21 protein-coding genes and 1 riboswitch are annotated in these 24,776 nt (G+C 61.7%); of the genes, 11 read left to right on the top strand and 10 right to left on the bottom strand.

The genetic code is table 11. The annotated features are described in order from the left end of the window. The first annotated feature begins 223 nt into the window (after positions 1 to 223). The 8 genes from AC0J1C_RS01360 to AC0J1C_RS01325 all read left to right on the top strand — a co-directional run bounded on the left by AC0J1C_RS01360 (position 224) and on the right by AC0J1C_RS01325 (position 8,526). Complete coding sequence (locus AC0J1C_RS01360; protein WP_473045283.1) at positions 224 to 637, top strand: GtrA family protein; 414 nt, start codon at positions 224 to 226, stop codon at positions 635 to 637. Then, the gene (locus tag AC0J1C_RS01355; RefSeq protein WP_473045282.1) at positions 609 to 1,616 is read left to right on the top strand and encodes a glycosyltransferase family 2 protein; all 1,008 of its coding nucleotides are present in this window, start codon (positions 609 to 611) and stop codon (positions 1,614 to 1,616) included. The genes AC0J1C_RS01360 and AC0J1C_RS01355 overlap by 29 nt, the downstream gene beginning before the upstream one ends. After that, positions 1,600 to 3,150: an ArnT family glycosyltransferase gene (locus AC0J1C_RS01350; protein ID WP_473045281.1), complete on the top strand. Its 1,551-nt coding sequence runs from the start codon at positions 1,600 to 1,602 to the stop codon at positions 3,148 to 3,150. Before AC0J1C_RS01355 ends, AC0J1C_RS01350 begins: the two co-directional genes overlap by 17 nt. Positions 3,151 to 3,169: 19 nt before the next feature. Further along, positions 3,170 to 3,853 carry a response regulator transcription factor gene (locus tag AC0J1C_RS01345; RefSeq protein ID WP_473045280.1) on the top strand — a complete coding sequence of 228 codons (684 nt, stop codon included), beginning with the start codon at positions 3,170 to 3,172 and terminating at the stop codon, positions 3,851 to 3,853. After that, positions 3,850 to 5,262: an ATP-binding protein gene (locus AC0J1C_RS01340; RefSeq protein ID WP_473045278.1), complete on the top strand. Its 1,413-nt coding sequence runs from the start codon at positions 3,850 to 3,852 to the stop codon at positions 5,260 to 5,262. The genes AC0J1C_RS01345 and AC0J1C_RS01340 overlap by 4 nt, the downstream gene beginning before the upstream one ends. A 68-nt stretch (positions 5,263 to 5,330) precedes the next feature. After that, positions 5,331 to 6,098, top strand: coding sequence for a glycosyltransferase family 2 protein (locus AC0J1C_RS01335; protein WP_473045277.1), 768 nt, complete (start codon positions 5,331 to 5,333; stop codon positions 6,096 to 6,098). Between the two features lies 1 nt (position 6,099). Next, complete coding sequence (locus AC0J1C_RS01330) at positions 6,100 to 6,768, top strand: TVP38/TMEM64 family protein (RefSeq protein ID WP_473045276.1); 669 nt, start codon at positions 6,100 to 6,102, stop codon at positions 6,766 to 6,768. 9 nt (positions 6,769 to 6,777) lie between these two features. After that, complete coding sequence (locus tag AC0J1C_RS01325) at positions 6,778 to 8,526, top strand: ArnT family glycosyltransferase (RefSeq protein WP_473045275.1); 1,749 nt, start codon at positions 6,778 to 6,780, stop codon at positions 8,524 to 8,526. 29 nt (positions 8,527 to 8,555) lie between these two features. Here the strand turns inward: AC0J1C_RS01325 and AC0J1C_RS01320 are convergent, their stop codons facing one another. From AC0J1C_RS01320 to AC0J1C_RS01300, 5 genes are all read right to left on the bottom strand, one after another. Beyond that, complete coding sequence (locus tag AC0J1C_RS01320; RefSeq protein WP_473045274.1) at positions 8,556 to 9,296, bottom strand: substrate-binding periplasmic protein; 741 nt, start codon at positions 9,294 to 9,296, stop codon at positions 8,556 to 8,558. A gap of 221 nt (positions 9,297 to 9,517) precedes the next feature. Next, positions 9,518 to 10,282, bottom strand: coding sequence for an ABC transporter ATP-binding protein (locus tag AC0J1C_RS01315; RefSeq protein ID WP_091989912.1), 765 nt, complete (start codon positions 10,280 to 10,282; stop codon positions 9,518 to 9,520). Then, positions 10,282 to 11,256 (bottom strand): FecCD family ABC transporter permease, encoded by a 975-nt coding sequence (locus AC0J1C_RS01310; RefSeq protein ID WP_091989909.1) that lies wholly within the window; start codon positions 11,254 to 11,256, stop codon positions 10,282 to 10,284. The genes AC0J1C_RS01315 and AC0J1C_RS01310 overlap by 1 nt, the downstream gene beginning before the upstream one ends. Further along, the gene (locus tag AC0J1C_RS01305; RefSeq protein ID WP_473045273.1) at positions 11,243 to 12,121 is read right to left on the bottom strand and encodes a cobalamin-binding protein; all 879 of its coding nucleotides are present in this window, start codon (positions 12,119 to 12,121) and stop codon (positions 11,243 to 11,245) included. Before AC0J1C_RS01305 ends, AC0J1C_RS01310 begins: the two co-directional genes overlap by 14 nt. Before the next feature lie 30 nt (positions 12,122 to 12,151). Next, positions 12,152 to 13,981 (bottom strand): TonB-dependent receptor plug domain-containing protein, encoded by a 1,830-nt coding sequence (locus tag AC0J1C_RS01300; RefSeq protein ID WP_473045272.1) that lies wholly within the window; start codon positions 13,979 to 13,981, stop codon positions 12,152 to 12,154. A 146-nt stretch (positions 13,982 to 14,127) separates the two neighbouring features. Beyond that, a riboswitch (cobalamin riboswitch) is annotated at positions 14,128 to 14,350 on the bottom strand. Positions 14,351 to 14,470: 120 nt separating this feature from the next. Here AC0J1C_RS01300 and AC0J1C_RS01295 point away from each other — a divergent pair. Continuing rightward, entirely contained in the window at positions 14,471 to 16,345 is a 1,875-nt protein-coding gene (locus tag AC0J1C_RS01295) for a putative nucleotidyltransferase substrate binding domain-containing protein (RefSeq protein WP_473045271.1), read from the top strand. Further along, positions 16,338 to 17,081 (top strand): 3'-5' exonuclease, encoded by a 744-nt coding sequence (locus tag AC0J1C_RS01290; protein WP_473045270.1) that lies wholly within the window; start codon positions 16,338 to 16,340, stop codon positions 17,079 to 17,081. The genes AC0J1C_RS01295 and AC0J1C_RS01290 overlap by 8 nt, the downstream gene beginning before the upstream one ends. 13 nt (positions 17,082 to 17,094) lie before the next feature. Here the strand turns inward: AC0J1C_RS01290 and msrB are convergent, their stop codons facing one another. The 3 genes from msrB to AC0J1C_RS01275 all read right to left on the bottom strand — a co-directional run bounded on the left by msrB (position 17,095) and on the right by AC0J1C_RS01275 (position 20,613). Continuing rightward, positions 17,095 to 18,330 (bottom strand): peptide-methionine (R)-S-oxide reductase MsrB, encoded by a 1,236-nt coding sequence (gene msrB, locus AC0J1C_RS01285; protein WP_473045269.1) that lies wholly within the window; start codon positions 18,328 to 18,330, stop codon positions 17,095 to 17,097. 79 nt (positions 18,331 to 18,409) lie between these two features. Beyond that, positions 18,410 to 19,909 (bottom strand): sensor histidine kinase, encoded by a 1,500-nt coding sequence (locus tag AC0J1C_RS01280; RefSeq protein ID WP_375191427.1) that lies wholly within the window; start codon positions 19,907 to 19,909, stop codon positions 18,410 to 18,412. A 2-nt stretch (positions 19,910 to 19,911) separates the two neighbouring features. Then, positions 19,912 to 20,613, bottom strand: a complete 702-nt coding sequence (locus AC0J1C_RS01275; protein WP_473045268.1) for a response regulator transcription factor — start codon at positions 20,611 to 20,613, stop codon at positions 19,912 to 19,914. A gap of 168 nt (positions 20,614 to 20,781) precedes the next feature. Here AC0J1C_RS01275 and AC0J1C_RS01270 point away from each other — a divergent pair, with 168 nt between their 5' ends. Further along, on the top strand, positions 20,782 to 21,363 hold the full coding sequence (locus AC0J1C_RS01270) for a QsdR family transcriptional regulator (protein ID WP_375191425.1): 582 nt from the start codon (positions 20,782 to 20,784) through the stop codon (positions 21,361 to 21,363). A gap of 79 nt (positions 21,364 to 21,442) precedes the next feature. Here AC0J1C_RS01270 and AC0J1C_RS01265 read toward each other — a convergent pair whose 3' ends face one another. Beyond that, positions 21,443 to 22,627 (bottom strand): acetyl-CoA C-acyltransferase, encoded by a 1,185-nt coding sequence (locus AC0J1C_RS01265; RefSeq protein WP_473045266.1) that lies wholly within the window; start codon positions 22,625 to 22,627, stop codon positions 21,443 to 21,445. A 12-nt stretch (positions 22,628 to 22,639) separates the two neighbouring features. Further along, positions 22,640 to 24,733, bottom strand: a complete 2,094-nt coding sequence (locus AC0J1C_RS01260) for a 3-hydroxyacyl-CoA dehydrogenase NAD-binding domain-containing protein (RefSeq protein ID WP_473045264.1) — start codon at positions 24,731 to 24,733, stop codon at positions 22,640 to 22,642. Between the last annotated feature and the right edge of the window lie 43 nt (positions 24,734 to 24,776).

The raw sequence follows: 24,776 nt of genomic DNA, 5'->3' as shown, positions 1-24,776 counted from the left end.
CACTTTCATCATGGAAGCCAGATTAGGAAGGAAGCCTTAAAGCAGCCTTAACACCCTGCCCCTGAAACCTTAAGCCGCCCTTAAGGTTTTGCCACTGAGACGGTTAAGGCTCGCTTAAGAATGACTGCGTAGAGTGCCTCGCCATGGAGAGTGCCCGGCGATGGAGAGTGCCCGGCCATATCGGGAATTCTTTGAAAACGCTCGGTGTTTTAAGTGAGGCTGTATGAAACTCCCGTTGTCACGAGCAACAGCCCGGGGAAGCATACCCAGGTTTCTGATGGCCGGCGGCCTGGCCACGCTGTGCCACTGGCTCGTTATGCTGTGCCTCCTTCGCCTGGGCCTTAACGCAATGCTCGCCACCGGGGTTGGCGCCACCGCAGGACTGTTGGTGAACTACCTGCTCCAGCACCGCTACGCGTTCCGATCCGACCTGCCACACCCGGTTGCCTTCCCACGCTACCTTCTCGGATCAGGGCTGGGCTGGGTCTTGAACCTCGCCGGGTTTTCGCTACTGCTGATGGCAGGAGCAGGCATTGCACCGTCTCAGTTTAGTGCGACCGGCCTGGTGGCCCTCGCCAACTATCTCTTCGCCAAGAGGTTTGTTTTTCATGAAGCGCCGACAGCCAATGCTCAGTAATCCGATGCTCAGCCTGATTATTCCGGTTCACAACGAGGCGGAGGTGATTCCTGCCCTTCTCAAGCGGCTCAACCGGGTATGCCGGCAGATCCCCGGTTCGGTGGAACTGCTATTCGTTGACGATGGCAGCCATGACGATTCGGTGGCGCTGCTGTTGCGTGCCAGAAACCATGAGTCTGGAATCCGCGTGGTACAGCTGTCCCGGAACTTCGGCAAGGAAGCCGCCGTCACGGCAGGCCTGGAGCACGCCCGCGGCGAGGCCGTTGTCTTGATCGACGCCGATCTCCAGGACCCTCCAGAGCTAATTCCGGCCATGGTCCGGGAATGGCAGAGGGGCGCCGATGTGGTTCTGATGAAGCGCCGGTCGCGGGCCGGGGAGAGCTGGCTGAAACGAACCACCGCAAGGCTTTTCTATCGGGTAATCAACCGCCTGAGCGACGCCCCCATACCGGTGGACACGGGCGACTTCCGACTCATTAGCCGCCGCACGGTGGATGCCTTGAACCGGTTACCGGAGCGCAACCGCTACCTGAAGGGAATGTTCGCCTGGGTCGGCATGCCGACTGTGACGCTGGAATTCGACCGGGATGCGAGGGCGGCCGGATCCACCAAATGGAACTACCTCAGGCTGCTGCATCTGGCCATGGAGGGCATCACGTCGTTCTCGACCCGCCCCCTGCGACTGGCCCTGGTTCTTGGCCTGCTGGCCGCCGGTGCCGGTGGCCTGTTCGGCACCTGGGAAGTTCTCCGGGCTCTGGTGTTCGGCATATCCACCCCCGGTTATGCCTCGATGATCGCCATAATCACCTTCCTTTCCGGCGTTCAGCTGCTCTGCGTCGGACTGCTGGGGGAATACGTGGGTCGTATTTACATGGAAACCAAGCAACGTCCTGTCTATATCGTTTCCGAAGACAGCGATGACCCCTCCCGAACTGTCCTTCCGCAACTGCGAGTCGCCGGAAATGACCAGAAACATTAACACCCTGTTGTGGCTGCTGTTTGGCGTATTGGCCTTCCGACTGGGACTGACCGCCATACTGCCGTTCGCCGACACCACCGAACCCCGCTACGCCGAAATCGCCCGGATCATGGCCGAAACCGGCGACTGGATTACGCCCTGGTTCGATTACAACGTGCCCTTCTGGGGCAAACCGCCGCTCTCCTTCTGGACTCAGGCGCTGGCATTCAAGCTGCTGGGGGTGTCAGAGTTTGCCGGCAGGCTGCCATCATGGCTGGCCAACCTGGCCATCGTGTATCTGGTATTCACCGCGCGCCGATACCTGCACCCCGAGCGTAACAGCGAGGCGGCCATCGCTGCCGGGCTGTGGGCCGCCCTGATTTACGCCACCACGGCGCTGGGATTCCTGACCGCGGGCACGGTGATGACCGATTCCTTCCTGGCCCTTGGTTCAACCCTGACGCTGGTGGGTCTTATTGTGCGTCTTCAGGGAGGCCCAGAACGGTGGGGCTGGCTATTCTTCGCAGGTCTGGCGATTGGCTTGCTTGCCAAGGGTCCGCTGGTACTGGTTTTGACCGGGTTGCCGGTGCTGCTCTGGGTCGCCGTCACCGGGAACTGGCTGACGCTATGGCGGGCGCTGCCCTGGCTCAGGGGCACCCTGCTAATGCTGGCGCTGTCCGTGCCCTGGTATGTCGTGGCCGAATTCAAAACACCGGGGTTTCTGGACTACTTCCTTGTGGGCGAGCACTTCAAGCGCTTTGTGGTCAGCAGCTGGCAGGGCGACCTCTACGGTAACGCTCATGAATTCCCGCGAGGCACCATCTGGCTGTATCTGGTGGCAGCGAGTTTTCCCTGGGGCGTGATTGCACTGGTGCTGCTGGCAAAACGGCTCTGGCGCGGCGAGTCACTGCGGCCGGGATGGACACCCCAGTTCGCCGGTGTCGACGGACTGGTTCTGGCCGCCACGCTGAGCCCGGCCCTCTTTTTTACGCTGGCAGGCAACATTCTCTGGACGTACGTGCTGCCAGGCCTGCCTTTCCTCGCCGTGCTGGCCTCAAGCCTCTGGTCAGCGTCGCTTACCGGTACGGCCTATCGCTGGGCTCGTTTAGCGGTGGTTCTGGTGCCCGTTCTGGGCACGGCGGCAGGCGGATGGTTTGCCGTTTATCCCGGACAACTGAAAACCGAACGGGACCTGGTCGCCAGGGTTGACAAGATCCCCGGACTCGACGCCAGCAACCTGTTTTACCTCGACCAACCGCCCTTCTCAGCCCGCTTTTACAGCCGCGGCAAGGCCCAGGGCATCGACGATGAGAGCGTTCTCCGTCTGCTCGAGGCCAACAGTCTGCCACAGCCCATGGCGCTGGCCGTCGAGAAAGGCAATGCCGCCATGCAACGCCGTCTGGACAACATTGCCCGTCCGATCGCGGAGGACCGACGCTATCGGCTGTTTCTGCTGTCGCCCGTATCCGCCAGCACCGCTGATGTACCGGATGGCAACGGCAAACGCCGCGCAATCGATTACACTTCACAGACACACCGTCCGTTGGGCTCATGAACATTCACCGGATTGCCGCATGCGAATATTACTCGTAGAAGACGATCACCCCCTGGCCAACACAATGCTGGGCATGCTTCGCGACGGGCAGAACACCGTTGACTGGCTGGACGATGGTCAGCAGGCGCTGAACGCCCTGCTCAACGACAGCTTTGACCTGGCCATCCTTGACCTGACCCTGCCACGGGTGGACGGGCTGGATATCGTCAACAGGGTACGTAAAGAAGGCATTGACACGCCCGTGATCATCCTGACTGCCCGCAGCGATCTGAATGAAAAACTGCAGGGGCTGAACGCCGGTGCCGATGATTACCTGACCAAACCCTTCGCAATGGCGGAACTTAAGGCGAGGATTCGTGCCGTCACGCGGCGCGGCGCGGGGGTCCGGTGTGGCGGCCTGCAAGTGGGCCGGCTGATCCTGGATCCGGACTCCGGCCAGCTCCAGGTTGGCAGTGAATCGGCAGCGCTCCCACGCAGTGAATTCCAGATCCTGCATTACCTGATGCGGCATCCCGACCAGGTGGCGACCCGGCGCCGGCTCGAGGAACAGCTCTATGGCTGGGAGCACGGCGCGGAGAGCAACTCGCTGGAGGTCCATGTCCATCATCTTCGGCGTCGGGTGGGCAAACAAACCATTCGCACGGTCCGTGGGGTGGGTTACATGCTCGACAGCAAGGCCGCCGCCGAGGTTATTGCGGAATGAGCCTGACTCGAAAGCTGACCCTTCTGGTCACCAGCACCGTCTTTTTCATCACCCTGATCGCCGCGGGCTGGGGTTTCTACGTGAGCGACCATCAGCTGGAAGAGCTCTTCGATGCCGAGCTGGCCCAGAGCACCCGCATCGTACAGGGACTGGTGGAGCACCTGTCATCCACCCAGTCCATGGCACAGATTACCCACACGCTGGAGAAAACCCTCCAACTGCCGGGCAGCGCCTATCAGGGAGATGAGGAGGAAGATGAAATTCTGCCCGGTGGCGCGGGACACAAGTACGAACGCAAGATTGCGTTCGAAGTCTGGTCGCCAGACCGGGAGCCCATTCTCGATACCCTTCGGGCCAATGACGACCATGGTCTTGAGCGCGGCTTTAGCTGGCAGGAAGTGGCGGGTTACCAATGGCGCACCTTTACTCTGCAGGATCCGGCAACGGGGTTCTGGATCCGAACCGCACAGAGGGAGGATGTCCGCGACGAACTCAGCCAGGAAATCGCCATGGGCAATGTGTTGCCCTTCCTGATCGTGCTTCCTCTGCTCGCGCTTTCGGTGCTGCTTTCGATACAGGTGGGCTTTCAGCCCCTGCGAAAGCTCGAAAAACCCGTCCGCAACATGGCCCCGGAAAACATCCACCCACTGGACGACCGGCAGGCACCAAGGGAGGTGGCCGGCCTGGTGCAGGCGGTGAATGGCCTGCTGCGGCGACTGAACCAGGCCCTGGAGCGGGAGCGTCGGTTCTCGGCAGACGCAGCGCATGAATTGCGTACCCCGCTGACCGCACTGCGCCTGAACCTTGAAAAGATCTGCGAGACCAACCCGGGGGAATACGAAGACCTTATCCAGTCCGTTGATCGCATGGTGTACCTGGTGGAACAGATGCTGCTGCTCAACCGGGTGGATTCGGGCGCCGACTTTACGCCCGAGTACCACAACCTGTCAGCAATTGTGGAGCAGAGCATTGCCGACGTGGCACCCCTGGCCCTGAAAAAGCACATCGACCCGGTGCTTGAGGATCATACCGGCCAGGCCCTGGTGTGCTGTCACAGCGCCCTGATCAATACCCTGATGCGGTCCCTGCTGGCCAACGCCATCCAGTACAGCCCGGAGCACACCACCATCGAGACCCGGCTGACTCCCTCGGGAGAGGGTTACCTTATCACCGTCTGCGACCAGGGGCCGGGCATTCCCGCAAACGAACGGGAACGGGCCCTGAGCCGGTTCGTGCGCCTGGATCAGCGCCTGGGAGGCGGCGCCGGCCTGGGCCTTGCCATCGCCCGGCGTATTGCCGAGCTTCATGGCGGCCAGCTTACCCTCGCCGACCGGCCCGACAGTCAGAGGGGCCTGTGTGCCACCATCTGGCTTCCCGCCCGCCCATCCTCAAAGCGTAAGCGCGCTTAAGGTTGGTTTAAGGTTCAAGGCGGATACTCGCCCCCATCGCCAACTCCCTTTTCTAAGGATGATGCTTGATGGGCCAGGAACGAACTCTCTCACTGGTTATCCCAGCCAAGGACGAAGCGGCCAACATTGCCAGCCTGCTCACCGAGGCCTTCGGTGTGATGCGGGACTACCATGGCTTCGAAGTGGTACTGGTGGACGACGGCAGCACCGACAACACCCTCGATACCGCAATCCGGACCGCCCGGGCCCTCGGGGGACGACTGGTCACGGTTCGCCACGACCAGAGCATTGGCCAGAGCGGTGCACTGGCCTCCGGCATTCGTCGGGCCCGCAGCCGGTTGATCGTCACCATGGACGGCGACGGCCAGAATGACCCGGCTGACATTCCCGCGCTGCTGCAGAAAGCCAACACGCTGACCAATCCGGATTTCTGCATCGCCGGCTATCGTAAGAACCGCAAGGACACGGCATGGAAGCGATTCCAGTCGAAGCTGGCCAACCGCGTTCGCGACGCCCTGCTCCATGACGGGGTACCCGATACCGGCTGCGGCCTGAAGCTGTTTCCGCGGGACACCTTCCTGAAGCTGCCCTGGTTCGACCATGGCCACCGCTTTATCCCGGCGCTGGTGCGCGGCATCGGTGGCGAGATTGCAGTGGTGGAGGTCAATCACCGCCCGAGAACCGCTGGCACCTCCAAATACAATGCCTGGAATCGTGCCTGGGCGGGGATCGTTGATCTGCTGGGTGTCCTCTGGCTGTTACGTCGCACCCGGGTACCGGTGATTCGCGAGCTCGACCATGCCGGCGCTCACGCATCCATGGCGGAGCGTACCTGAGATGCCAGACGGCTCCCGATGGCTTGCTTTCTCGGCGCTGGTGCTGGTTGGCTATCTGGCCATCCACTATGGCTGGCTGGACTTCATGACCAGTCAGACGGCGGTGGCCAGTTACCTGCAGAGTCATGGCGTTGTGGGCCTGGCGGCGCTCGTGTTAGCCGGCGCCGTATTCACCGGCCTGGGTGCGCCCAGGCAGATACTCGCTTTCGTGTTCGGGTTTGCCCTGGGCGGCGTTAACGGCACCCTGGTGTCCACCCTGGCCACGGTGCTGGGCGCCACCGGCTGTTTTCTGGCGGCCCGATGGCTTCTGCGAATCCCCCTTAGCCGCAGGTTCAGCAAACGCATGCAGACCTTCGACCGTCTGTTTCGCGAACAGACCCTGTTGAAAGTGCTGATGGTCCGTCTGCTGCCGGTCGGCAGCAACCTGCTGACCAACCTCGTCGCCGGCTGTTCGGGGATTCGTTTCGCGCCATTCCTGGCCGGCAGCACACTGGGGTACCTGCCACAGATGCTGGTGTTTGCCCTGGCGGGCGGCGGCATCGGCAATGCCAACGCCTATCAGCTTGCCCTGAGTATCGGCTTTTTCATTCTGGCCTCGGCCATTGGCGCCATTCTGTTTTACAACCAGAGGGCCAGAACGCTGGCCGATTCCGTTTCCGACACGCTTTAAGACCTGACCATGCCTGCATCGCCTTTCGTCCGGCACTTACCGGACACCCTGCTCAGCCTCTCCCGCCACCGACTGCTGCTGGTGTTGCTGGCTCTGGCGGCCGTTGTCATCTTTTCCGGCATTGGCCTGCGTTCACCCTGGCCAGCGGACGAGCCCAGATTTGCGGAAGTGGCCCGCGAAATGGTGGCCTCGGGGCAATGGCTGATCCCCATGCGCGGCGGTGAGTTCTACCCGGACAAACCCCCGGTGTTCATGTGGAGCATTGCCCTGTTCTATTGGCTGACCGGCAACCTCAAGATCGCCTTCCTGCTGCCCAACGCCCTGTGCAGCCTGCTGACACTGGGCCTGGTCTTCGATCTGGGCACCCGTCTGTGGAACCAGCGCACCGGCGCCATTGCGGTAATGCTGCTGATGCTGGCGCCGCAGTTTCTGATCCAGGCGCAAAAGGCCCAGATTGATGCCATGGTGGCCTGCTGGATCACGGTGGCCTGCTACGGCCTGATCCGGCACTTTTTCCTGGGGCCGGCCTGGGCCTGGTACTTCGTTGGCTGGGCGTTCATGGGGCTCGGAATCATTACCAAGGGGGTCGGGTTTCTGCCGGCACTGATGCTCCTGCCCATACTGGCGATGAAATATCGGGACCGGTCGCTGTTTGCCGGCACCCTGCAGTGGCGCTGCGCCCTGGGCCCACTGGTGATGCTGGCAGTGGTTGCTGCCTGGCTGATTCCCATGGTGCTGTACGTGAACCACCTCGGCACCGAGGAGGCCCTGGCCTACCGGAACAATATCCTGTTCAAGCAGACCGGCGAGCGCTACGCCGACTCCTGGGGTCATATCCAGCCCTGGTACTACTACCTCACCAACGTGATCCCCGCGCTCTGGTTTCCTCTTCCCCTGTTGCTGCTGGCCCTGCTCCGGCCTCTGTCGGAAACCGCCCGTTACCGGCCCATCATTCCGGTGCTTCTGGTCTGGATCCTGCTGGTCCTTGTATTTTTCAGCCTCAGTCCCGGCAAGCGCGGTGTCTATCTGCTGCCGGCGCTGCCCATGCTGGCCCTGGTGCTGGCACCGATTGTCAGCAGCCAGCGGCCGGCACGCTGGTTCCCGCCGGTGTTGACCGGCCTGCACCTCCTGATTGGCGCGGCGCTGCTGACCGTGGGCGTTCTGGCCTGGAACGATCACCCACGACTGGTCGACAAGGTGAGCGACTACACCAGCGACCCGGCACGACTCCACGAGGCCGGCACCCTGGTCTTTACCATGGGTTCGGTGTGGCTGCTCAGTCTGTTCGGATTCTGGCGCTCGCGCCCGCTGGGACGGCTGTTCGCGGCCATGATGGTGAGCTGGCTGCTGCTGTCCACCTGGGGCTACCGGATTCTTGAGCCGCTGCGAACGCCGAAGAATATCCTGGCAGCCGCCGAACAGACTATTCCGCCCGGCGGGCAGCTTGGCATGATCGACTTCCGTGAGCAGTTCCTGCTGTTCTCAAAACGCGACTTTACCCATTTCAGCTTCTTTACCAGCCGGGAACAGGAAAACCGGAATGCCTGGCTGTGGATGAGCGACACTGCCGACAGCTACCTCCTCGTCGCCGAGCAGATCGAATTGCCCTGCTTCACCAAAGAGGGCGCCATTCCCCTGGGCACCGCCCACCGTGACAACTATCTTCTATTGTCCGATGAACAGATGACCCCGAGCTGTGCGACTCCGGACCGGATAAGACGCTTTACCACGTCCAATCCCGGAGATTGGCTGGACTGAGGCGAGGGGCTTGAAGTTTGCCAGTTGCCCTACTGGACGGGATGGATGGAGATCTTCTCATCAGGAGGCGGCAGCCCGGGAAGCAGGGCCTCCACATCAATCCTGTAGTCGGCAAAAAACGCTTCCGCCGCCTGAATCAAAGCGGTCTCGGTTTTGAGGATACCCAGGAAGATCGGCCACTCCGCGTCGACCAGTTCGGTGCTGTACTCGTCAGGATTGATTGCCAGCAGCTGAGCCAGAAACCGGAATTCCATGTCATTCATGACGATGTAATCGCACCGTTTTTGCAGAAAGATGTTCAGCATCTGCTGCGCATCATACCCGTCGATGCGAACAAGATTGGCACCGAGGCGCCGCTCAAGCTGGTCACTGTAGACAAACCATCGTCGCAGGCAGACGCTGCCCTGGAGATCATCGAAGGAAAGGGGTTTTTGGCCAGGTTGCGCGAACACTCGGTCCCGCCAGGTTAACACCGGTCCTACGGCGTGCATGCGGTCCGGCAGCGGCATCCACAGTGGGTTGGCGAAAACCGCGTTGGCGTGTCCGTTTTCCATGGCCCAGGCCTGCCGTTTACGAGGCATGGGGCGGAACTCGGCTGCGATACCGGTCTCCCCGCTGAACTCCTGCATTACCTCTACCAGAATGCCCTTGTCCAGGCTGTGACCGTAATAGAACGGGAGAAAACCCTCGCCGGAGCCCATGATCTGGAGCGTTTGAGATGAAACCGGAGCGAACCAGAATGCTGCCAGAATCAGCAGGCCTACTCTCATCAAGTGATTCTCTCAGTGATCGAGTGGTTCAGGCCACACAGTCTCCGTTGGAGTGCGCCCAACACATCCCCAGCGTAGCACAGGGGTACATAGTTAAATGACGTGAACCATCACTTTTATCACAACCACAGGATCACGCCTTAGCGCTTGACTACATTTAACATTTGCAGGGGTGGAGTCGCCCGGCTGCCGCCGGGGTTGGGGCCTGGCCAGGCGGGATATCAGCCCGGTACAAACACTGGGAAGCCGTCCAGTTCCGCAGAGAGCAAGCGCTGGCCGAACAGGCTTTCAAGTGCCGAGGTCACCAGCATGTCCCGGGCCGGGCCCCAGCAGGCCTGGCCGTCTGGGTACAGCAGAAGGATCTGGTCGCACCATCGCGCAGCCAGGTTGAGGTCGTGGAGGCACATAAAGACCGCCCGATCGCATTTTGCCTGGTGGCGCAGCAGGGTCATGACGGCGGTCTGGTGCTGTAGATCCAGGTGATTGGTCGGCTCGTCCAGAAGCCAGATCTCCGGGCTTTGGGTCATCAGGGTGGCAATGGCCACCCGCTGGCGTTCGCCACCGGAGAGGGTATTGATCAGACGATCTTTCAGGTGAATGACATCAAGGGTTTCGAGGGCTCGCTCTGCAATCGCCAGGTCATCACCACTCTCCATCTGCCAGGCGGACAACCAGGGATGTCGACCGATCAAGGCGGTTTCCAGAACCGTTGCCGGGAATCCATCCTGCCGGTCCTGAAATACGAGGCCGATCCGTTGCGAGAGGGTTTTGCGGCCGATGTCACGCAGCGGGGTTCCATCAAGTCGCAGGTCTCCGCTTCTGAGCTCCCGCAACCCCGCTAGCGTATGCAACAGGGTGGTTTTGCCCACGCCATTGGGACCCAACACCCCCCACACCTGCCCCGGCTCGATGGCCAGATCCAGCGGCGCACCGGAAGCACGCCCCGGAATATCGATGATCAGCGATTCTGTGGTCAGGCGCGTCATCATCGACTCCGGTACAACAGATACAGGAACGTGGGAACACCGAGCAGCGCAGTAATCACGCCCACCGGCAACTGCTCCGGCGCAATCACCACCCGCGCCAGGGTATCCGCCATTACCAGCAAAGTGCCCCCGGCCAGGGCGCACGCTGGCAGCACCAGTCGCTGGTCGTTACCCAGGACCAGCCGCAGCATATGGGGCACCACCAGGCCCACAAACCCCACCGAGCCGGCCATGGTCACCGCCGTGGCCGTCAGCAGACTGGCCATGAGGTAGATGGACCACTCCAGAGGCCGCACCGACACACCGAGTGCCGCCGCCTGCAGGGAGCCCCTGGCCAGAACATTCAAAGCCCGACCCAGGGGGAAGACCAGTACACACACCAGCACCAGGATGATCAGGCCGGGCCAGGGCGTGGCGGCGTGGGACAGATCACCCATCAGCCAGTACAGCATGCCAGGCAGCCGACTGGCCGGCGTCATCGACAGGATCAGGGTGATGATAGCGCCCCAGCCTGCGGCCACTACCACACCTGTCAGTAACAGCCGCGATGGCGTCCAGCTGCCACTGCCATGGGCCAGGCCGAACACCAGCAGAGTCGCCAGCAGGGCACCGGCAAAAGCCGAACCGGACACCAGGAAGCCGGCGGCACCGCCCAGCATGGCCAGCAGGGCGCCCACGGCGGCACCGCCGGATAGCCCAAGCACATAGGGATCGGCCAGCGGATTGCGCAGCAGCACCTGCATCAGGGCGCCGGCTACCGCCAGCAGCCCACCGGTGGCGAAGGCACTCAGGGTGCGCGGCAGTCGAAGCTCCAGAATCAGGGTCTGTTGTAGAGCGCTGCCGCCACCGGTAACCACGCGCAGCGTGTCCTCGATGCCAATGGAGGTACTACCGACACTCACCGACAGCAGTGCCGCCGCCAGGGCGGCTAGCAGCAGCACAATCAGGGGTCTGGAGTAACTAGAGATTGGCACGGGCCTGCTCCAGGGTCTGGCACAGGTGGCGCGCACCTTCGGCAAAGCGGAGGGTGGGTCGCGCCAGCAGATCCGGCGGTTCCAGGAACAGGTTGCCGGCTGACACGGCGGTCAGCTCCGGGTACTGTTGCCAAATCCCCAGCCAGTTATCCTTGTCCGCTTCGCCGGCGGTAACGATGGCTTGCGGATTGGCCGCCAGCACCGCCTCAATGCTGAGCCGTGGCACCAGTCGCGGCAGGTGGCCGAACACGTTGACCCCACCACACAGCTCGATGGCCTTGCTGATCAGCTCTTCCCGGTTGACGGTCATCAGCGGCTGGTCCCAGATCTGGAAGAACACCCGCACCGGGCCGGCGCCGTCGTAGCGCGCCTGAAGTTCAGCGATATCCGCCCGGAAGGCGTCTGCGCGACGCTTCCCGGTAGCCGAATTGCCCGTCAACAGTGCCAGATTTTCAACGGCGACGGCGATGTCGTCAAAGGTACGCGGGGCCAGCCAGAAGACGGTGATGCCGAGGTCCGCGAGCCGCTCCAGCTGGCTCCGGGAATTGCCATCGACCCAGGCCACCACCAGCTCCGGCGCCAGGGACACAATGGCTTCCAGATCCAGGCGATTGCTGTCGCCCACTTGTGGCAGGTTGGCGGCTTCTGCCGGGTAATCGCTCCAGGCACTCACCGCCACCACCCGGTCGCCGGCGCCGGCCGAAAACAAAAGCTCGGTGGCACCGGGAGACAGGGAAACCACTCGCCTCGCCGGCGCCTCCAGGCACACCTGCCTGCCCAGCGCATCCCCGGCGCACATCGCCTGCGCCGGGGATGGCATCAGAACAAGGCAGGCGACAAGCAGAACGAATCCGCGCTGGATCATGGCGCTGGCATCATGGGTCAGTGAATGGGACTACTGGCGGAAATCATAGCGTATGGACGCCAGGTACGTCCGGCCCGCGGCCAGGTAATCGAAAGGCGCGGTGCCGAAGCCCTGGCTGGTGGTGTACCGGCGATCCAGCACGTTATCCACCTTGAACTGCGCGGACCACCCCGGCAGGAAATTCCAGGCGGCGCGCAGGTCCAGGGTTCCGTAACCCGGAAGCCGGCTATTATTGGCGGCATCGTTGTAACGGTCACTTTCGGCAATCACGCTGGCGCCCACGGACCACTGGTCGAACAGACGGTCCACGTCCAGCCGCACATTGCGCTCCGACCGGCGAGGCAGACGCGCTCCGGTATCCCGGTTCTCGGTGTCGGACAGGGTAATGGCCGCATTCACATCCCAGTTCACCGTTTCGAAACCCGAGGACAGTTCAATACCGCGAATCCTCGCGGATTCGACGTTTTCCACGGTCCCTTCAAACGTTACGGGGTCGGACACAAAGGTTATCAGATCGTCCACATCGTTCTGATACACGGCCACATCCCAGAACCAATGGCTGTAACGGCCACTTACCCCAATTTCCACCATCTGACCCTCTTCCGGATCAACGTCGGGGTTGCCGGTGTAAAAGGGCACCTGCAGGTAAAGATCATTGAAGGTGGGCGCTCGAAAAGAGGTGGCATAGCTCACCCGTGCCCGGTGGGCCTGATCGAACTGGTGACCGAGGGCGAGGCCGCCGGTTTCTTCCTTACCGTAGGCTTCGTTGTCATCCAGACGTGCACTGGCCATCACATCGGTGGGGCCGAAATTCAGGCGGGCCTGGCCAAAGACGGCGGTGTTGGTGCGGCTGTCTTCGCTGAACTGGCTGGTGCCTTCCACCTCATCCACAGTTGCCTCGGTGCCGACCACGAACTCGTGCACGCCCGCGGTGAGGGTGTTTTCCCAACGGGCCGACCGATGCAGGGTATCGAACACGCTGGGGAAGGAGCCGAAGGTATCCTGCTCGTCACGGGACTCGGAAAACTGGATCCGGGTACGCCAGTAATCGCTGGCCACGGCCTCCAGATACAGGCCCATGGCGCGAACCAGAAAGTCCGTATCGCCACCCTCAAACTCGGTATTGCCTTCGGACTGAAACACCGTGACACCGGCCCCACCGCCCTGGTCGAACCGGTGGCTCACCTTGGCCAGTCCGCCGGCATTGCGAAAGCCCTTGTCCTCGCCACCAGCCCGGAGGTTGGTTCCGTCGGTATCCGAATACACGCCACCGGCAAGAAAGCCGGTGCGACCTTCGCGCCCGGCCACGCCAGCGGTGGATTCCAGCAGGCTGTGGGAGCCGCCAGACAGTTCCACCCAGCCCTGCCGGGCCGCTTCCGGCTCAAGCGTAAAGGCCTGCACCACGCCACCAACGGCATCCGCCCCGTAAAGGGAGCTCTTGGCGCCGCGCACCAGCTCAACCCGCTCGATCAGCTCGGGCGGGAGAAACTGCCAGGGGGGGATGCCCGCCGAGGCAGAGCGCAGGCGGATGCCATCCAGCAGCAACACCGTGCCAGCACTGCCTGCGCCACGCAGAAATACGCTGGTGGTCTTGCCATAACTGCCGTCCGATACCACATTCACACCCGGCTGCGCGTGCAGCAGGTCCCGGAACTCGGCCGGCTGCTGGCGGCGAATGTCGTCTTTTTCGATTACTGTGACGGAAGACAGGCTCTCGCCCACGGTTTGTGGCCCGAGGGTTGCGGTCACCACGATGGGATCAAGCGCATCGGCCTGGGTGTCAGACTGGGCCATTACGGCCAGCGGCAGGGCGGCGAGGGACACGCCCGCCAATACAACAGGAAAGGATTTTGAGGACATCAGCTTTGCTCCGCACTCCGCGCGCACCCGCACGGGATTCTGGGTTTTGTTGCGGAACAGGCAGGAGGGCAGGCGGCAGGTCAGGCAGGCCACGGGAAAGCGGCAGACGGCCCTGGTATTTCGCCCACCTGCGTCGCCCACCGCAACACCGGGTGTTTTTCCAGGCCGGTCTCCGGGCTGGCAGGCGGAACCGACGGTTCCCGGGCAATCACCTTCCCATGTCACGCGACACAGTGGCGCATCAGATTGCCGTTATCCTGCTTACCGTTGCGGGGGCAGCATCGGACTTGCGCTGGCCAGGCCAGGCTCACCGATTTCCCGTTTCACCCGTCGCGCTTCGCGACGGACACCTGAAAAAGTGCGGCAAGGCTAGCAACAAGGGCCTGAGCGGTCAATGAGATCCGTCAAAGGTCGACATGGCCGCTGGCCGGCGCCGCTGCTATATTGCTGTACTGACAACGACTTTTCTTCATCAGCCCTGGGAGTCTTATGCAGGCCGAGCTCATCGACATCCGCAATCACATGGCCCAGTACCCGCCGTTTGACGAGATGCCCGATAAGCTGCTCGACCAGGTGGTCGGTGGCATTGAGGTGGTCTATTTCCGGGCCGGCACGCAGATTCTCGAGTTTGGCGAATCCAATAACTGGCTGTTCTATGTGCGCAGCGGCGCGGTTGAGATCTACCGGCGTTCCGGGGAACTGTACAACCGTATCAGCGAGGGGGAAATCTTTGGGCAGTTCGGTCTGCTGATGAACAAGCGGGTGCGGTTTCCGGCCAGGGCGCTGGAAGACACCCTGATTTACAAGATTCCTGGCGAGATCTTCCAGTTGCTCTGGGAAAGTGACGACAACTTTGCCGATTTTGTCGAGATTGAGGACCGCAGTCGCCTGCGCTCCGCGCTCTCCCGGCGGGAGAAATCCAATGAGCTGATGACCTCCAAGGTGACCCGGCTGATCTCCCGCAAGCCGGTATCGGCGCCCCACACGGTACGCCTCCAGGAGGCGGCGCGAATCATGACCGAGCAGGGCGTGTCGGCCCTGCTATTGATGGATGAAGAGGGCGAGAAACCACTCCTGCGGGGCATCATCACGGACCGCGACCTGCGCACCCGCGCACTCAGCGAGGCGTTGCCCTCGGAGACGCCGATCAGCGAGATCATGTCCGAAGACCTCATCACCATCGGCTCCTCCGTGTTCATCTTCGAAGCCATGCTCACCATGCTGCACAACAACGTACACCACCTGCCGGTGATGGAAGGCGACGAGGTGCGTGGCGTCATTGCCCTGTCGGACATCGTGAAGTACGAGAGCCAGAGCAGTCTCTATCTGGTCAGCAACATTTATCACCAGAAGGATGTCAGGGGCCTCAAAGCGATCAGCCAGAACGTGCGCGACAGCTTTGTCCGCATGGTCAACGAAGACGCCAACTCCCACATGATCGGCAGCGCCATGGCTGGTATCGGCCGCAGCTTTACCCAGCGGCTGCTGGAACTTGGCGAGGAAAAACTGGGGCCACCCCCCATCCCCTACTGTTTTATGGCCCTGGGCTCCATGGCCCGGGATGAGCAACTGGTGGTCACCGACCAGGACAACGCCATGATCCTGGACGACAGTTTTGTGCCGGAGGAGCACGATGAATACTTCCTCGCGCTGGCCAAATTTGTCTCCGATGGCCTCGCGGAGTGCGGCTACAGTTACTGCACCGGCGATATCATGGCCACCAACCGGAAATGGCGGCAGCCGCTGAAGGTCTGGAAGGACTACTTCACCGACTGGATTGAGAACCCCAAGGCGGAAGCGCTGCTGAACAGCAACATCTTCTTCGATCTGGACGGCATCTACGGCCAGACCGACTTCGCCGAACAACTGAAAACCCTGGTGGCAAACAAGGCGGCCAACAGCCCCCGGTTCCTGGCCATGCTGGCGCGCAACGCCCTGAACCGGACCCCGCCCATTGGCTTCTTCCGGACGTTTGTCCTGGAGGAGGACGGCAAACAGCAGAAGACCTTCAACCTGAAACGCCGGGGCACCGCGCCGCTGTCGGACCTGATCCGGGTGCATGCGCTGGCCTGCGGCTCCCGCGCCCAGAACTCTTTCGAACGCCTCAAGGCCATCGGCAACACCAAACTGCTGCTGGACGACGACCTGGGCAACCTGCGCGATGCCCTGGAGTTCATTTCCATTGTGCGGATACGACACCAGGCCCTGGCGATCGAGGCGGGAAGGGAGCCCGACAACAACGTTCGCCCCGAGGACCTCTCGCCCTTCGAGCGCAGCCACCTCAAGGATGCCTTCCAGGTGGTGAGTAACGCCCAGAAATTCCTGCGCTTCCGCTACAACGCCCAGGTGGTCCGCAATGTCTGAGCGCTCCCCTACCGAGCCCAACCAGACAGACCCGGAAGTAACGCGGCTACCCTGGCCAGAGCAGTACCAGGCCCTGGCAGAACGCAGCCAGTCGCCTCTGCTCAAGGCTTTCTATGAAAGCGGATGCGTCTCTGCCGACACCCCGCTCCGGGATGTCCCGATGGTAGCGCTGGACTTTGAAACTACCGGCCTGGATGCCAGCCAGCATTCGATTGTCAGCGTGGGGCTTGTGCCACTCACGCTCGACGGGGTGCAGCTGGCACAAGCGCGGCATTGGATAGTCCGGCCCCGCCTGCCCCTGCACCAGACCTCAATCACGGTGCACGGCATCACCCACAGCGACATTGATGAGGCGCCGGATCTTGAGGACATTCTGGAGGAGCTGTTTGCCTGCCTGAACGGCCGGCTGCCGGTGGTGCATTACCGGAACATCGAGCGGCCTTTCCTGGATATTGCCCTGCGCTGGCGCCTGGGCGAAGGCATCCGGTTTCCGGTCCTGGACACCATGGCCATTGAGGCGCACCTGTACCCGAACCGCAATCCCTCTGGCTGGCGACGCCTGATCGGCCAGAAACCGGTTTCAATTCGCCTGGCCGACAGTAGGCAGCGCTACGGCCTGCCCCATTACGCCGCCCACAACGCGCTGATCGACGCCCTTGCCACCGCCGAGCTGCTGCAGGCCCAGGTCTGGCACCACTTCAGCCCCGAGACGGCGGTGGGGGATCTCTGGTTGTAAGGCGCCGGCACCGTTACTGGCCGGCCACCTCAGCCTTCGGTTTCACCTCGTCGATCCATTGGCCGTAGCCGGCCTGCTCCATCTTGTCGAGCGGGATGAAGTCCAGCGCCGCTGAGTTCATGCAGTACCGGAGTCCGGTGGGCTGCGGACCGTCGTTGAACACGTGCCCCAGATGGGAGTCCGCGTAACGGCTGCGGATCTCCGTGCGGGTCATGAACAGCGAGTTGTCTTCCCGTTCCACCACCGCATCCGGCGTGATGGGCCGGGTAAAGCTGGGCCAGCCGGTGCCGGACTTGTACTTGTCCCGGGAGGAGAACAGCGGCTCGCCAGAGACGATGTCCACATACAGGCCGGGTTGCTTGTTGTCCCAGTACTTGTTGTTGAACGCCGGCTCGGTGCCGTCTTCCTGGGTGACCTCATACTGCATGTCGGTCAGGCGCTTTTTCAGGATCTGCTGGCCTGGCATCTCGAAGGTCTTGGGGTTAAAGCCCTTGCCGCCCGCGTTATCGGTGGAGGCCGTCTTCCCACTGCCGGACACCAGATCATCGCTGGCGTCCAAGGTGGCGTTCTCCTGGAACCGGCTGTAGTCCAGCTCATAATCCTCGCCATACACCTTTTCAATGAACTGGTAACGCCCGGAATTGAAGGTATAGAAGTTGTAGCGCACCGGGTTCTTCTTGTAATAGTCCTGGTGGTATTCCTCGGCGGCGTAGAAGTTCTCCAGCGGCACGATCTCGATGACCACCGGTTTGTCATACACGCCGGAGGCCTCCAGTTCCGCCACCGCTTGCTCGGCCAGACGCTTCTGGGCCTCGTTGTGGTAGAAAATGGCCGGCCGGTACTGCTGGCCGCGATCCACGAACTGACCCTGATTATCGGTGGGATCCATCATCCGCCAGAGCGCCTGCAGCAGGCCTTCATAGGTCATTTCTTCCGGATCGTAGTACACCTGCACAGCTTCGGTGTGGCCGGTCTTGCCCGAGGACACCTGCTGGTAGGTCGGGTTGGCCTGATCACCGCCGGCATAGCCAGACACGGCTTCCACTACGCCCGGCACCCGCTTCTCGTAGCCCGCCTCCACGCACCAGAAGCAGCCACCGGCAAAGGTAGCCACCGCCAGCCCGGGCTGGTCAGGGGCGAATCGGGTGTCTTTGTTCTGGTGCTTGTCTGCGGTGGCCTGGGCCGTAAACAGGCCGCCGGCAGTCACCAGCGCCAGGGCGATCAAAGTGCCTGCAATTGTACGTTTCATAAGACATCTCCTCTGGATGATTCGATGGCTCTACCCTAAGGCTGCGGATTCACGAAAACGTTCAGTGTTTGTTACGAATTCATAAAGCTGTGGATTGTTCCCCGTCGCCACCGGCTGATTGCCCCGCCAGTGGCAACCAGACACCGAATACCGCCCCGTTGGCGTTGGTTGCCCTGAGCCGCCCGTGCTGAAGCGCCACCATGCGCTGGGCAATCGCCAGCCCCAGGCCCGCGTGTCCGGCGCGGGACGCGCCCGACGCCTGGTAGAAGGGTTCAAACAGGTGGTCCAGGTCGTCGGGATCAATGCCGGGGCCCTCGTCGGCCACCGATATCTCGACCCCGTCATCCTCGGCCGCCACGCTGAGGGTGACCGTACTGCCCTCGGGCGCGTGGTCGATGGCGTTGCCGATCAGGTTATCCAGTACCCGTTCGGTCATGGCGATATCCGCCAGCACCTGCGCCGGCGCCACTTCGGTTACTGCCAGGGTTACGCCTGCACGCTCCGCTCTGGGCCGATGCTTGTGGGCCACATCGTGCAGCAACTCCGCCACCGTAAAGGGCTCCGGCACCGGCTGTTTCTCCCGGGCGTCCAGGGCCGCCAGTTCGAACAATTCCTCCACCAGTCGCCCTAGCCGATGGGTTTCGGCCAGGGCAATGCCCAGGAAGCGGGAGCGCTCATCCGCCTCGAGCGAGTCCTGCTTCAACCGCAGGGCCTCCAGATAGCCCTGGATGGATGCCAGCGGCGTGCGAAGGTCGTGGGACACCTGGGCCACCAGTTGCCGGCGCTGGGCGTCCTTGTCCTTGAGCAGGTCCAGTTGGGCTTCGATGCGCCTGGCCATCTGATCAAAGCGGGCGGACAGGTAATCGAGATCGTCGCCAGCGGTGGCCACGTCCGGCGCCTGGTCCACCGACATGCCCTGATTGAAGGCCTCCACCCGGTCGGTCAGTCGCGACAGCCGCCGGGTCAGCAACCGGAAGAATACCAGGCCCGCCAACAGCCCCACGGCCAGGCTGACGGCCAGGGCGCCTGCCCCCATCTGCAGCAGGCGGTCGCTGTGCACCATGCTCTCGGCCAGATCGTACTCCTCGCCCCGGAGCACCACGTACAGGTAACCGGTCGGGTTGTCGGCATCCGGCACCGGTGTCACCGAGAACACCTTGCGACGGTCATGGCTGCGCGGATCGTCGCCGGGCAGCGGGTAAGCGTCCGGGTTGTCCAGCAGCGTTATGATCGGCTTGAGCGACACCCGGTTGCGTTTGATCTTTTCGGGGTCGGCCGAGTAAGAGAGGATCTTGCCCTGACGGTCCAGCAGGTAGATTTCAATGCTGGGGTTGATGGTCATGTACAGCTCGAACAGCTGCTTGAGGGCATCGCGATTGAGCTGGCCGTCGGTCACCAGATTGCGGTCGGCCACCAGGTTGCGGGCCAGGTCTCGGTTGAGCTGCTGATTGATCGCCGCCGAGTACTCCCGCACCGACGAGAGGCTCAAAAAGGTGAACAGACCGCCCACCACCAGCAGCAACAGGAACAGACCGATGGCCAGGCGTGCGTACAGGGTGCGGAACAGGGGCGGCGCCATGATCAGTCCATGAACCGGTAGCCCACACCCCAAACGGTCTGGACGTAGTGCGGGTCGGCCGGGTCGGCTTCAATCTTGTTGCGCAGGCGATTGATGTGGGTGTTCACCGTGTGCTCGTAGCCCTCGTGGTTGTAACCCCACACCGCGTCCAGCAACTGCGACCGGCTGAACACCCGTCCCCGGTGGGAGGCAAAATGCCAGAGCAGGTCGAACTCCCGGGCGGTCAGCTCCACCGGCTGGTTATCCACCGACACGCGTCGACGCACCGGGTCGATTCGCAACCGGTCCACCTCGATTTCACTGGCATCGTCGCCGGTAGAGGCGCTTTTCGAGAAAGCGTCCACCCTTCGGAACAGGGCCTTGATCCGGGCCGACAGCTCCAACACGCTGAAGGGCTTGGTGAGGTAATCGTCCGCGCCCATCTCGAGCCCCAGCACCCGGTCAAGCTCGGTGCTTTTCGCCGTCAGCATCAGTACCGGCACATAGCCGGGGCCGGACCGGATTTCCCGGCACACGGCCAGGCCATCGAGGCCCGGCAGCATCAGGTCCAGGATCACCAGGTCAATGCCACCCTCGCGGAACCGCTCCAGCCCGGTATCGCCCCGATCCACCAGCACCGGCTCCATACCCAGATCCGACACCTGCATGCGCACAAGTTCTCCGATACCCGGGTTGTCCTCGATGATCAATACGGTTCTCGTCATGGTGACCATGGCTCCTGCACTTGGCCGTCGTGGGGAACTTTAAGGACAGCCACGTTGGCAGTGTAGGCCGAAAACTTCACAAAACCATCACAGCCCCGAGCCCGGCTGCGCGTGGCGGGTTTGTGGTTTAGTGGTTAGAATGAACCGAAATTCCGGCATGAGGTGGCAGTGACAGACAGAACCGTTCCCAGGGCAACACCCGCGGAGGCTTTCAAACGGGCCCGTCGCATGTGGCTCAAGGGCGAGCGTATCCACCTGGCACCCCTGTCGGAAGAACTCGGCATTGGCCGCGCCACCCTGTTCCGCTGGGTTGGCAACCGGGATCTGCTGATCGGCGAGATACTCTGGTCGCTGTACGAACCCCTCTGGCGGCAGGCCATGGCGGAAACACCAGGCGCAGGTATCGACTACATCGTGGGCGTGTATCGACGCACCAATTCCACCATCCTGCATTTTGAACCCCTGCGACGGTTCATCCACCAGGACCCGGAATACGCCCTGAAAATACTTACCTCATCGCAGTCGATCCTGCACACCCGCACCGTGGAAACCAACACCCGGATGCTGAAGGATCAGGTGGCCGCCGGGCACATCAAGCCACCCATGAATATTTTCAGCCTGTCTTACTTCATGATCCGGCTTGCCGAATCCTGCCTGTACAGCGACATTATCGCCGGGCGTGAGCCTAGAGAAGCGGAGCTGGAAGATGCCTGCACGGCTGTGCGGATTCTGCTGGGAGGAAAGGCGTAGGACGAATCTCCCAGAACCCGCTCAGGTCGGGGGGTCAGACGAAAGCTTTCATCTGGCCCCTCGTTCATTCAGATTGAAATCAGACCACTTCAAACAGGCCTGCGGCGCCCTGGCCGCCACCAATGCACATGGTAATCACCACATACCTGGCGCCACGACGCTTGCCTTCAATCAGGGCGTGGCCCGTCATTCGGGCGCCAGTCATACCGAAGGGGTGACCAATAGAAATGGAACCGCCGTTGACGTTCAGTTTTTCCATGGGAATACCGAGGCGGTCACGGCAATAAATGACCTGGGACGCGAAGGCTTCGTTCAGCTCCCAGAGATCAATGTCGTCCATGGTCAGCCCGTTCCGCTCAAGCAGGCGCGGAATTGCATACACCGGACCGATGCCCATTTCGTCTGGTTCACAGCCGGCGACGGCAAGGCCCCTGAAGATCCCCATGGGTTCGATATTGTGCTTCTCGGCGTAGGTGCTGTTCATGACGGTGCATACGGAGGCTCCGTCAGACAGTTGGCTGGCATTACCTGCTGTGATGAACTGCTCCGGACCACGGACCGGCTCCAGGCCCGCCAGGCCCTCCAGCGTCGTGTTCGGTCGATTGCATTCGTCTGCGGTGAGGGTCACATGCTTCTCACTGACCTCTCCGGTTTCTTTGTCCTTGACCAGCATGGTAGTTTCGAACGGCACAATCTCATCGTCAAACCTGCCGGCCTGCTGGGCCGCTGCCGTGCGCTGCTGGGAAATCAGGGCATACTCATCCTGGGCTTCCCGGCTGACGTTGTAGCGCCTGGCAACAATATCTGCCGTCTCGATCATCGAGAGGTACAGCTCCGGTTTGTTCTTCATCAGCCACTCATTGGTGGCATGGAAGCTGTTCATCTTCTCGTTTTGCACGAGGGAAATGGACTCGACCCCGCCAGCCACCATAGCGGGAACCTTCTCGGAAACAACCCGCTGGGCGGCGAGGGCAATGGACTGCAGACCGGAGCTGCAGAACCGGTTGATGGAAAACCCGGCGGTGGTTACCGGGAGTCCGGCGCGTATCGCTGCCAGACGGGCAATGTTCCGGCCCTGGGTGCCTTCCTGGTAAGCGGCACCCATGATCACGTCCTCAACGATAGACGGATCAATGCCTGCGCGCTCAACAGCGTGTTTGATGACATGGCCTGCCATATCCACGCTGTGCGTATTATTCAAAGAGCCCCGGTAGGATTTGGCAAGACCGGTCCGGGCGGTGGAAACGATGACTGCATCAGACATAACACTACTCCTTTAAAGATCGCCGAATTTCTTGCCTTCGCGCACCAGTCTTTCAAGTAAGGCCGCCGGCTCCCATTGCTCACCACCAACGGTATCCTGGTACTTTTTCACCGCCGAGAGAATGGTGTCGAGGCCTTCCTGATCGGCCCAGAACATGGGGCCACCGCGATAGGCCGGGAAGCCGTAGCCGTAAATCCAGACAATGTCGATATCGAGCGGACGGTCGGCGATGCCTTCCTCCAGGATCTTCGCGCCTTCATTGACCATGACATACACGCAGCGCTCAAGGATTTCCTGGTCGGTAATCTCCCGGGGCGTAATGCCCTGTTCCTTGCGGAACTGCTCGATCAGCTGCTCGACCTCCGGATCCGGGATCGGCTTTCGGCTGCCTTCCTCGTACTTGTAGACACCCGCCTGGGTCTTCTGGCCAAGGCGGCCCTGTTCTGCGAGTTTGTCCATCCAGCTTGCAGGGATGTCCTCACCCGACTTGCGACGCTCCTCTCGTATGCGGTAACCCACATCAATCCCGGCCAGATCGGACATGGCAAACTGCCCCATGGGGAAGCCGAGGTCGGTCAGCACCTTGTCGACCTGCTGCGGTGTGGCGCCCTCATCTACAAGCGACATGGCTTCGGTGCCGCGCTTGTGGAGCATCCGATTGCCGACAAAGCCATAGCAGTTGCCCACCATGACACCGACTTTCCCGATCTTCCTGGCAACCGCCATCACCGTGGCTTTGACCTCATCGGAGGTTTTGCTGCCACGCACGTTCTCCAGCAGCTTCATCACGTTGGCCGGGCTGAAGAAGTGCATACCCACCACGTCTTCCGGGCGACTGGTGGCAGAGGCAATTTCGTCGATATCCAGGGTTGAGGTATTGGACGCCAGAATCGCACCCGGCTTGCAGACCTCATCGAGCCTGGCAAAGATTTCCTTCTTGATGGCCATGTTCTCGAACACCGCCTCGATCACCAGGTCAACGTCCCGGAAATCGTCGTAGGTCAGGCTCGGGGTGATCAGGGCCATCCGCTGTTCCACCTGCTCCTGGGTCAGCTTGCCCTTCTTCGCGGAGTTCTCATAGTTGCGACGAATGATGGCCAGGCCTTTGTCCAGAGCCTCCTGCTTTACCTCGACGATGGTGACCGGGATACCCACGTTCGCAAAGTTCATGGCGATACCACCACCCATGGTGCCGGCACCGATGATGCCAACAGTGTTCACGTCGCGAACCGGCGTATCCTTGGGCAGTCCCTTCACCTTGGAGACTTCCCGCTCGCCGAAGAACGAATGGATCAGCCCTGCACGCTGGGGCGATTCCATACACTCCGTGAACAGTGCCCGCTCACGCTTCAGGCCTTCTTCAAAGGGCAGGTTGAACGCAGCTTCCACCGCATCAACACATTTGAATGGCGAGAACAGGCCCCGGGCCCGCTTCTTCAGCTCATCACGGAACTGGTCAAAGACATCGCTGCCCTTGTCCGCCTCGATCTTGTCGTTCATATCGCGAACACGACGCACCGGCTTTTTGTCGTCGATCACCTTCTGTGCGTAGGCCATACCGACAGCACGGATATCATCGCCTTCCTCCACGGCATCAAGAATACCGAGGGCGAGCGCATCGTTGGCGCCGATGAACTCAGCCGTGGTAATCATTTCAAGCGCTTTGCGGGCGCCGGTCAGGCGGGGCAGGCGCTGGGTGCCGCCAGCGCCGGGTAGCAGACCCAGCTTCACTTCCGGCAGCCCAACCTTCGCGTTGCTCAGCGCAACCCGGTAATGACAGCCCAGCGCGGTTTCCAGACCGCCCCCCAGAGCAGTCCCATGGATTGCAGCAATCAGCGGTTTGTCGCTGTTCTCCAGGGCATTGACGAGGGTCGGCAGCAGGGGCTCCTGAATGGGTTTACCGAATTCGCGAATGTCGGCGCCGGCGATGAAGGTGCGCCCCTCGCAAACCAACAGGATTGCCCTGGCCTCAGCATCGTTCTGGCCCTGCTCGAGCGCTGCGAGCAGACCGGAACGGACAGCATGGCCGAGGGCGTTTACCGGCGGGTAGTTCACAGTAATAACGCCGATGCTGCCTTCCCGGTTATAGCTAACGACCTCAGACATGTTTTCTCCTCGCACGTGTTCTGAAATATGATTTTAACTAGCG

Source organism: Marinobacter sp. E2 (genome assembly GCF_055755345.1).
Note: the sequence above shows the minus strand (reverse complement) of the source record. Positions and strands in the feature narration are given on the sequence as shown.

Coding starts and splice junctions, on each gene's coding strand:
- AC0J1C_RS01320 (WP_473045274.1), bottom strand. CDS start 9,296: ATGAGAGTAGGCCTGCTGATTCTGGCAGCATTCTGGTTCGCTCCGGTT.
- AC0J1C_RS01275 (WP_473045268.1), bottom strand. CDS start 20,613: ATGACGAGAACCGTATTGATCATCGAGGACAACCCGGGTATCGGAGAA.
- AC0J1C_RS01355 (WP_473045282.1), top strand. CDS start 609: ATGAAGCGCCGACAGCCAATGCTCAGTAATCCGATGCTCAGCCTGATT.
- AC0J1C_RS01350 (WP_473045281.1), top strand. CDS start 1,600: ATGACCAGAAACATTAACACCCTGTTGTGGCTGCTGTTTGGCGTATTG.
- AC0J1C_RS01305 (WP_473045273.1), bottom strand. CDS start 12,121: ATGATCCAGCGCGGATTCGTTCTGCTTGTCGCCTGCCTTGTTCTGATG.
- AC0J1C_RS01280 (WP_375191427.1), bottom strand. CDS start 19,909: ATGGCGCCGCCCCTGTTCCGCACCCTGTACGCACGCCTGGCCATCGGT.
- AC0J1C_RS01300 (WP_473045272.1), bottom strand. CDS start 13,981: ATGTCCTCAAAATCCTTTCCTGTTGTATTGGCGGGCGTGTCCCTCGCC.
- AC0J1C_RS01315 (WP_091989912.1), bottom strand. CDS start 10,282: ATGACGCGCCTGACCACAGAATCGCTGATCATCGATATTCCGGGGCGT.
- AC0J1C_RS01265 (WP_473045266.1), bottom strand. CDS start 22,627: ATGTCTGATGCAGTCATCGTTTCCACCGCCCGGACCGGTCTTGCCAAA.
- AC0J1C_RS01295 (WP_473045271.1), top strand. CDS start 14,471: ATGCAGGCCGAGCTCATCGACATCCGCAATCACATGGCCCAGTACCCG.
- msrB (WP_473045269.1), bottom strand. CDS start 18,330: ATGAAACGTACAATTGCAGGCACTTTGATCGCCCTGGCGCTGGTGACT.
- AC0J1C_RS01290 (WP_473045270.1), top strand. CDS start 16,338: ATGTCTGAGCGCTCCCCTACCGAGCCCAACCAGACAGACCCGGAAGTA.
- AC0J1C_RS01345 (WP_473045280.1), top strand. CDS start 3,170: ATGCGAATATTACTCGTAGAAGACGATCACCCCCTGGCCAACACAATG.
- AC0J1C_RS01325 (WP_473045275.1), top strand. CDS start 6,778: ATGCCTGCATCGCCTTTCGTCCGGCACTTACCGGACACCCTGCTCAGC.
- AC0J1C_RS01360 (WP_473045283.1), top strand. CDS start 224: ATGAAACTCCCGTTGTCACGAGCAACAGCCCGGGGAAGCATACCCAGG.
- AC0J1C_RS01340 (WP_473045278.1), top strand. CDS start 3,850: ATGAGCCTGACTCGAAAGCTGACCCTTCTGGTCACCAGCACCGTCTTT.
- AC0J1C_RS01260 (WP_473045264.1), bottom strand. CDS start 24,733: ATGTCTGAGGTCGTTAGCTATAACCGGGAAGGCAGCATCGGCGTTATT.
- AC0J1C_RS01330 (WP_473045276.1), top strand. CDS start 6,100: ATGCCAGACGGCTCCCGATGGCTTGCTTTCTCGGCGCTGGTGCTGGTT.
- AC0J1C_RS01335 (WP_473045277.1), top strand. CDS start 5,331: ATGGGCCAGGAACGAACTCTCTCACTGGTTATCCCAGCCAAGGACGAA.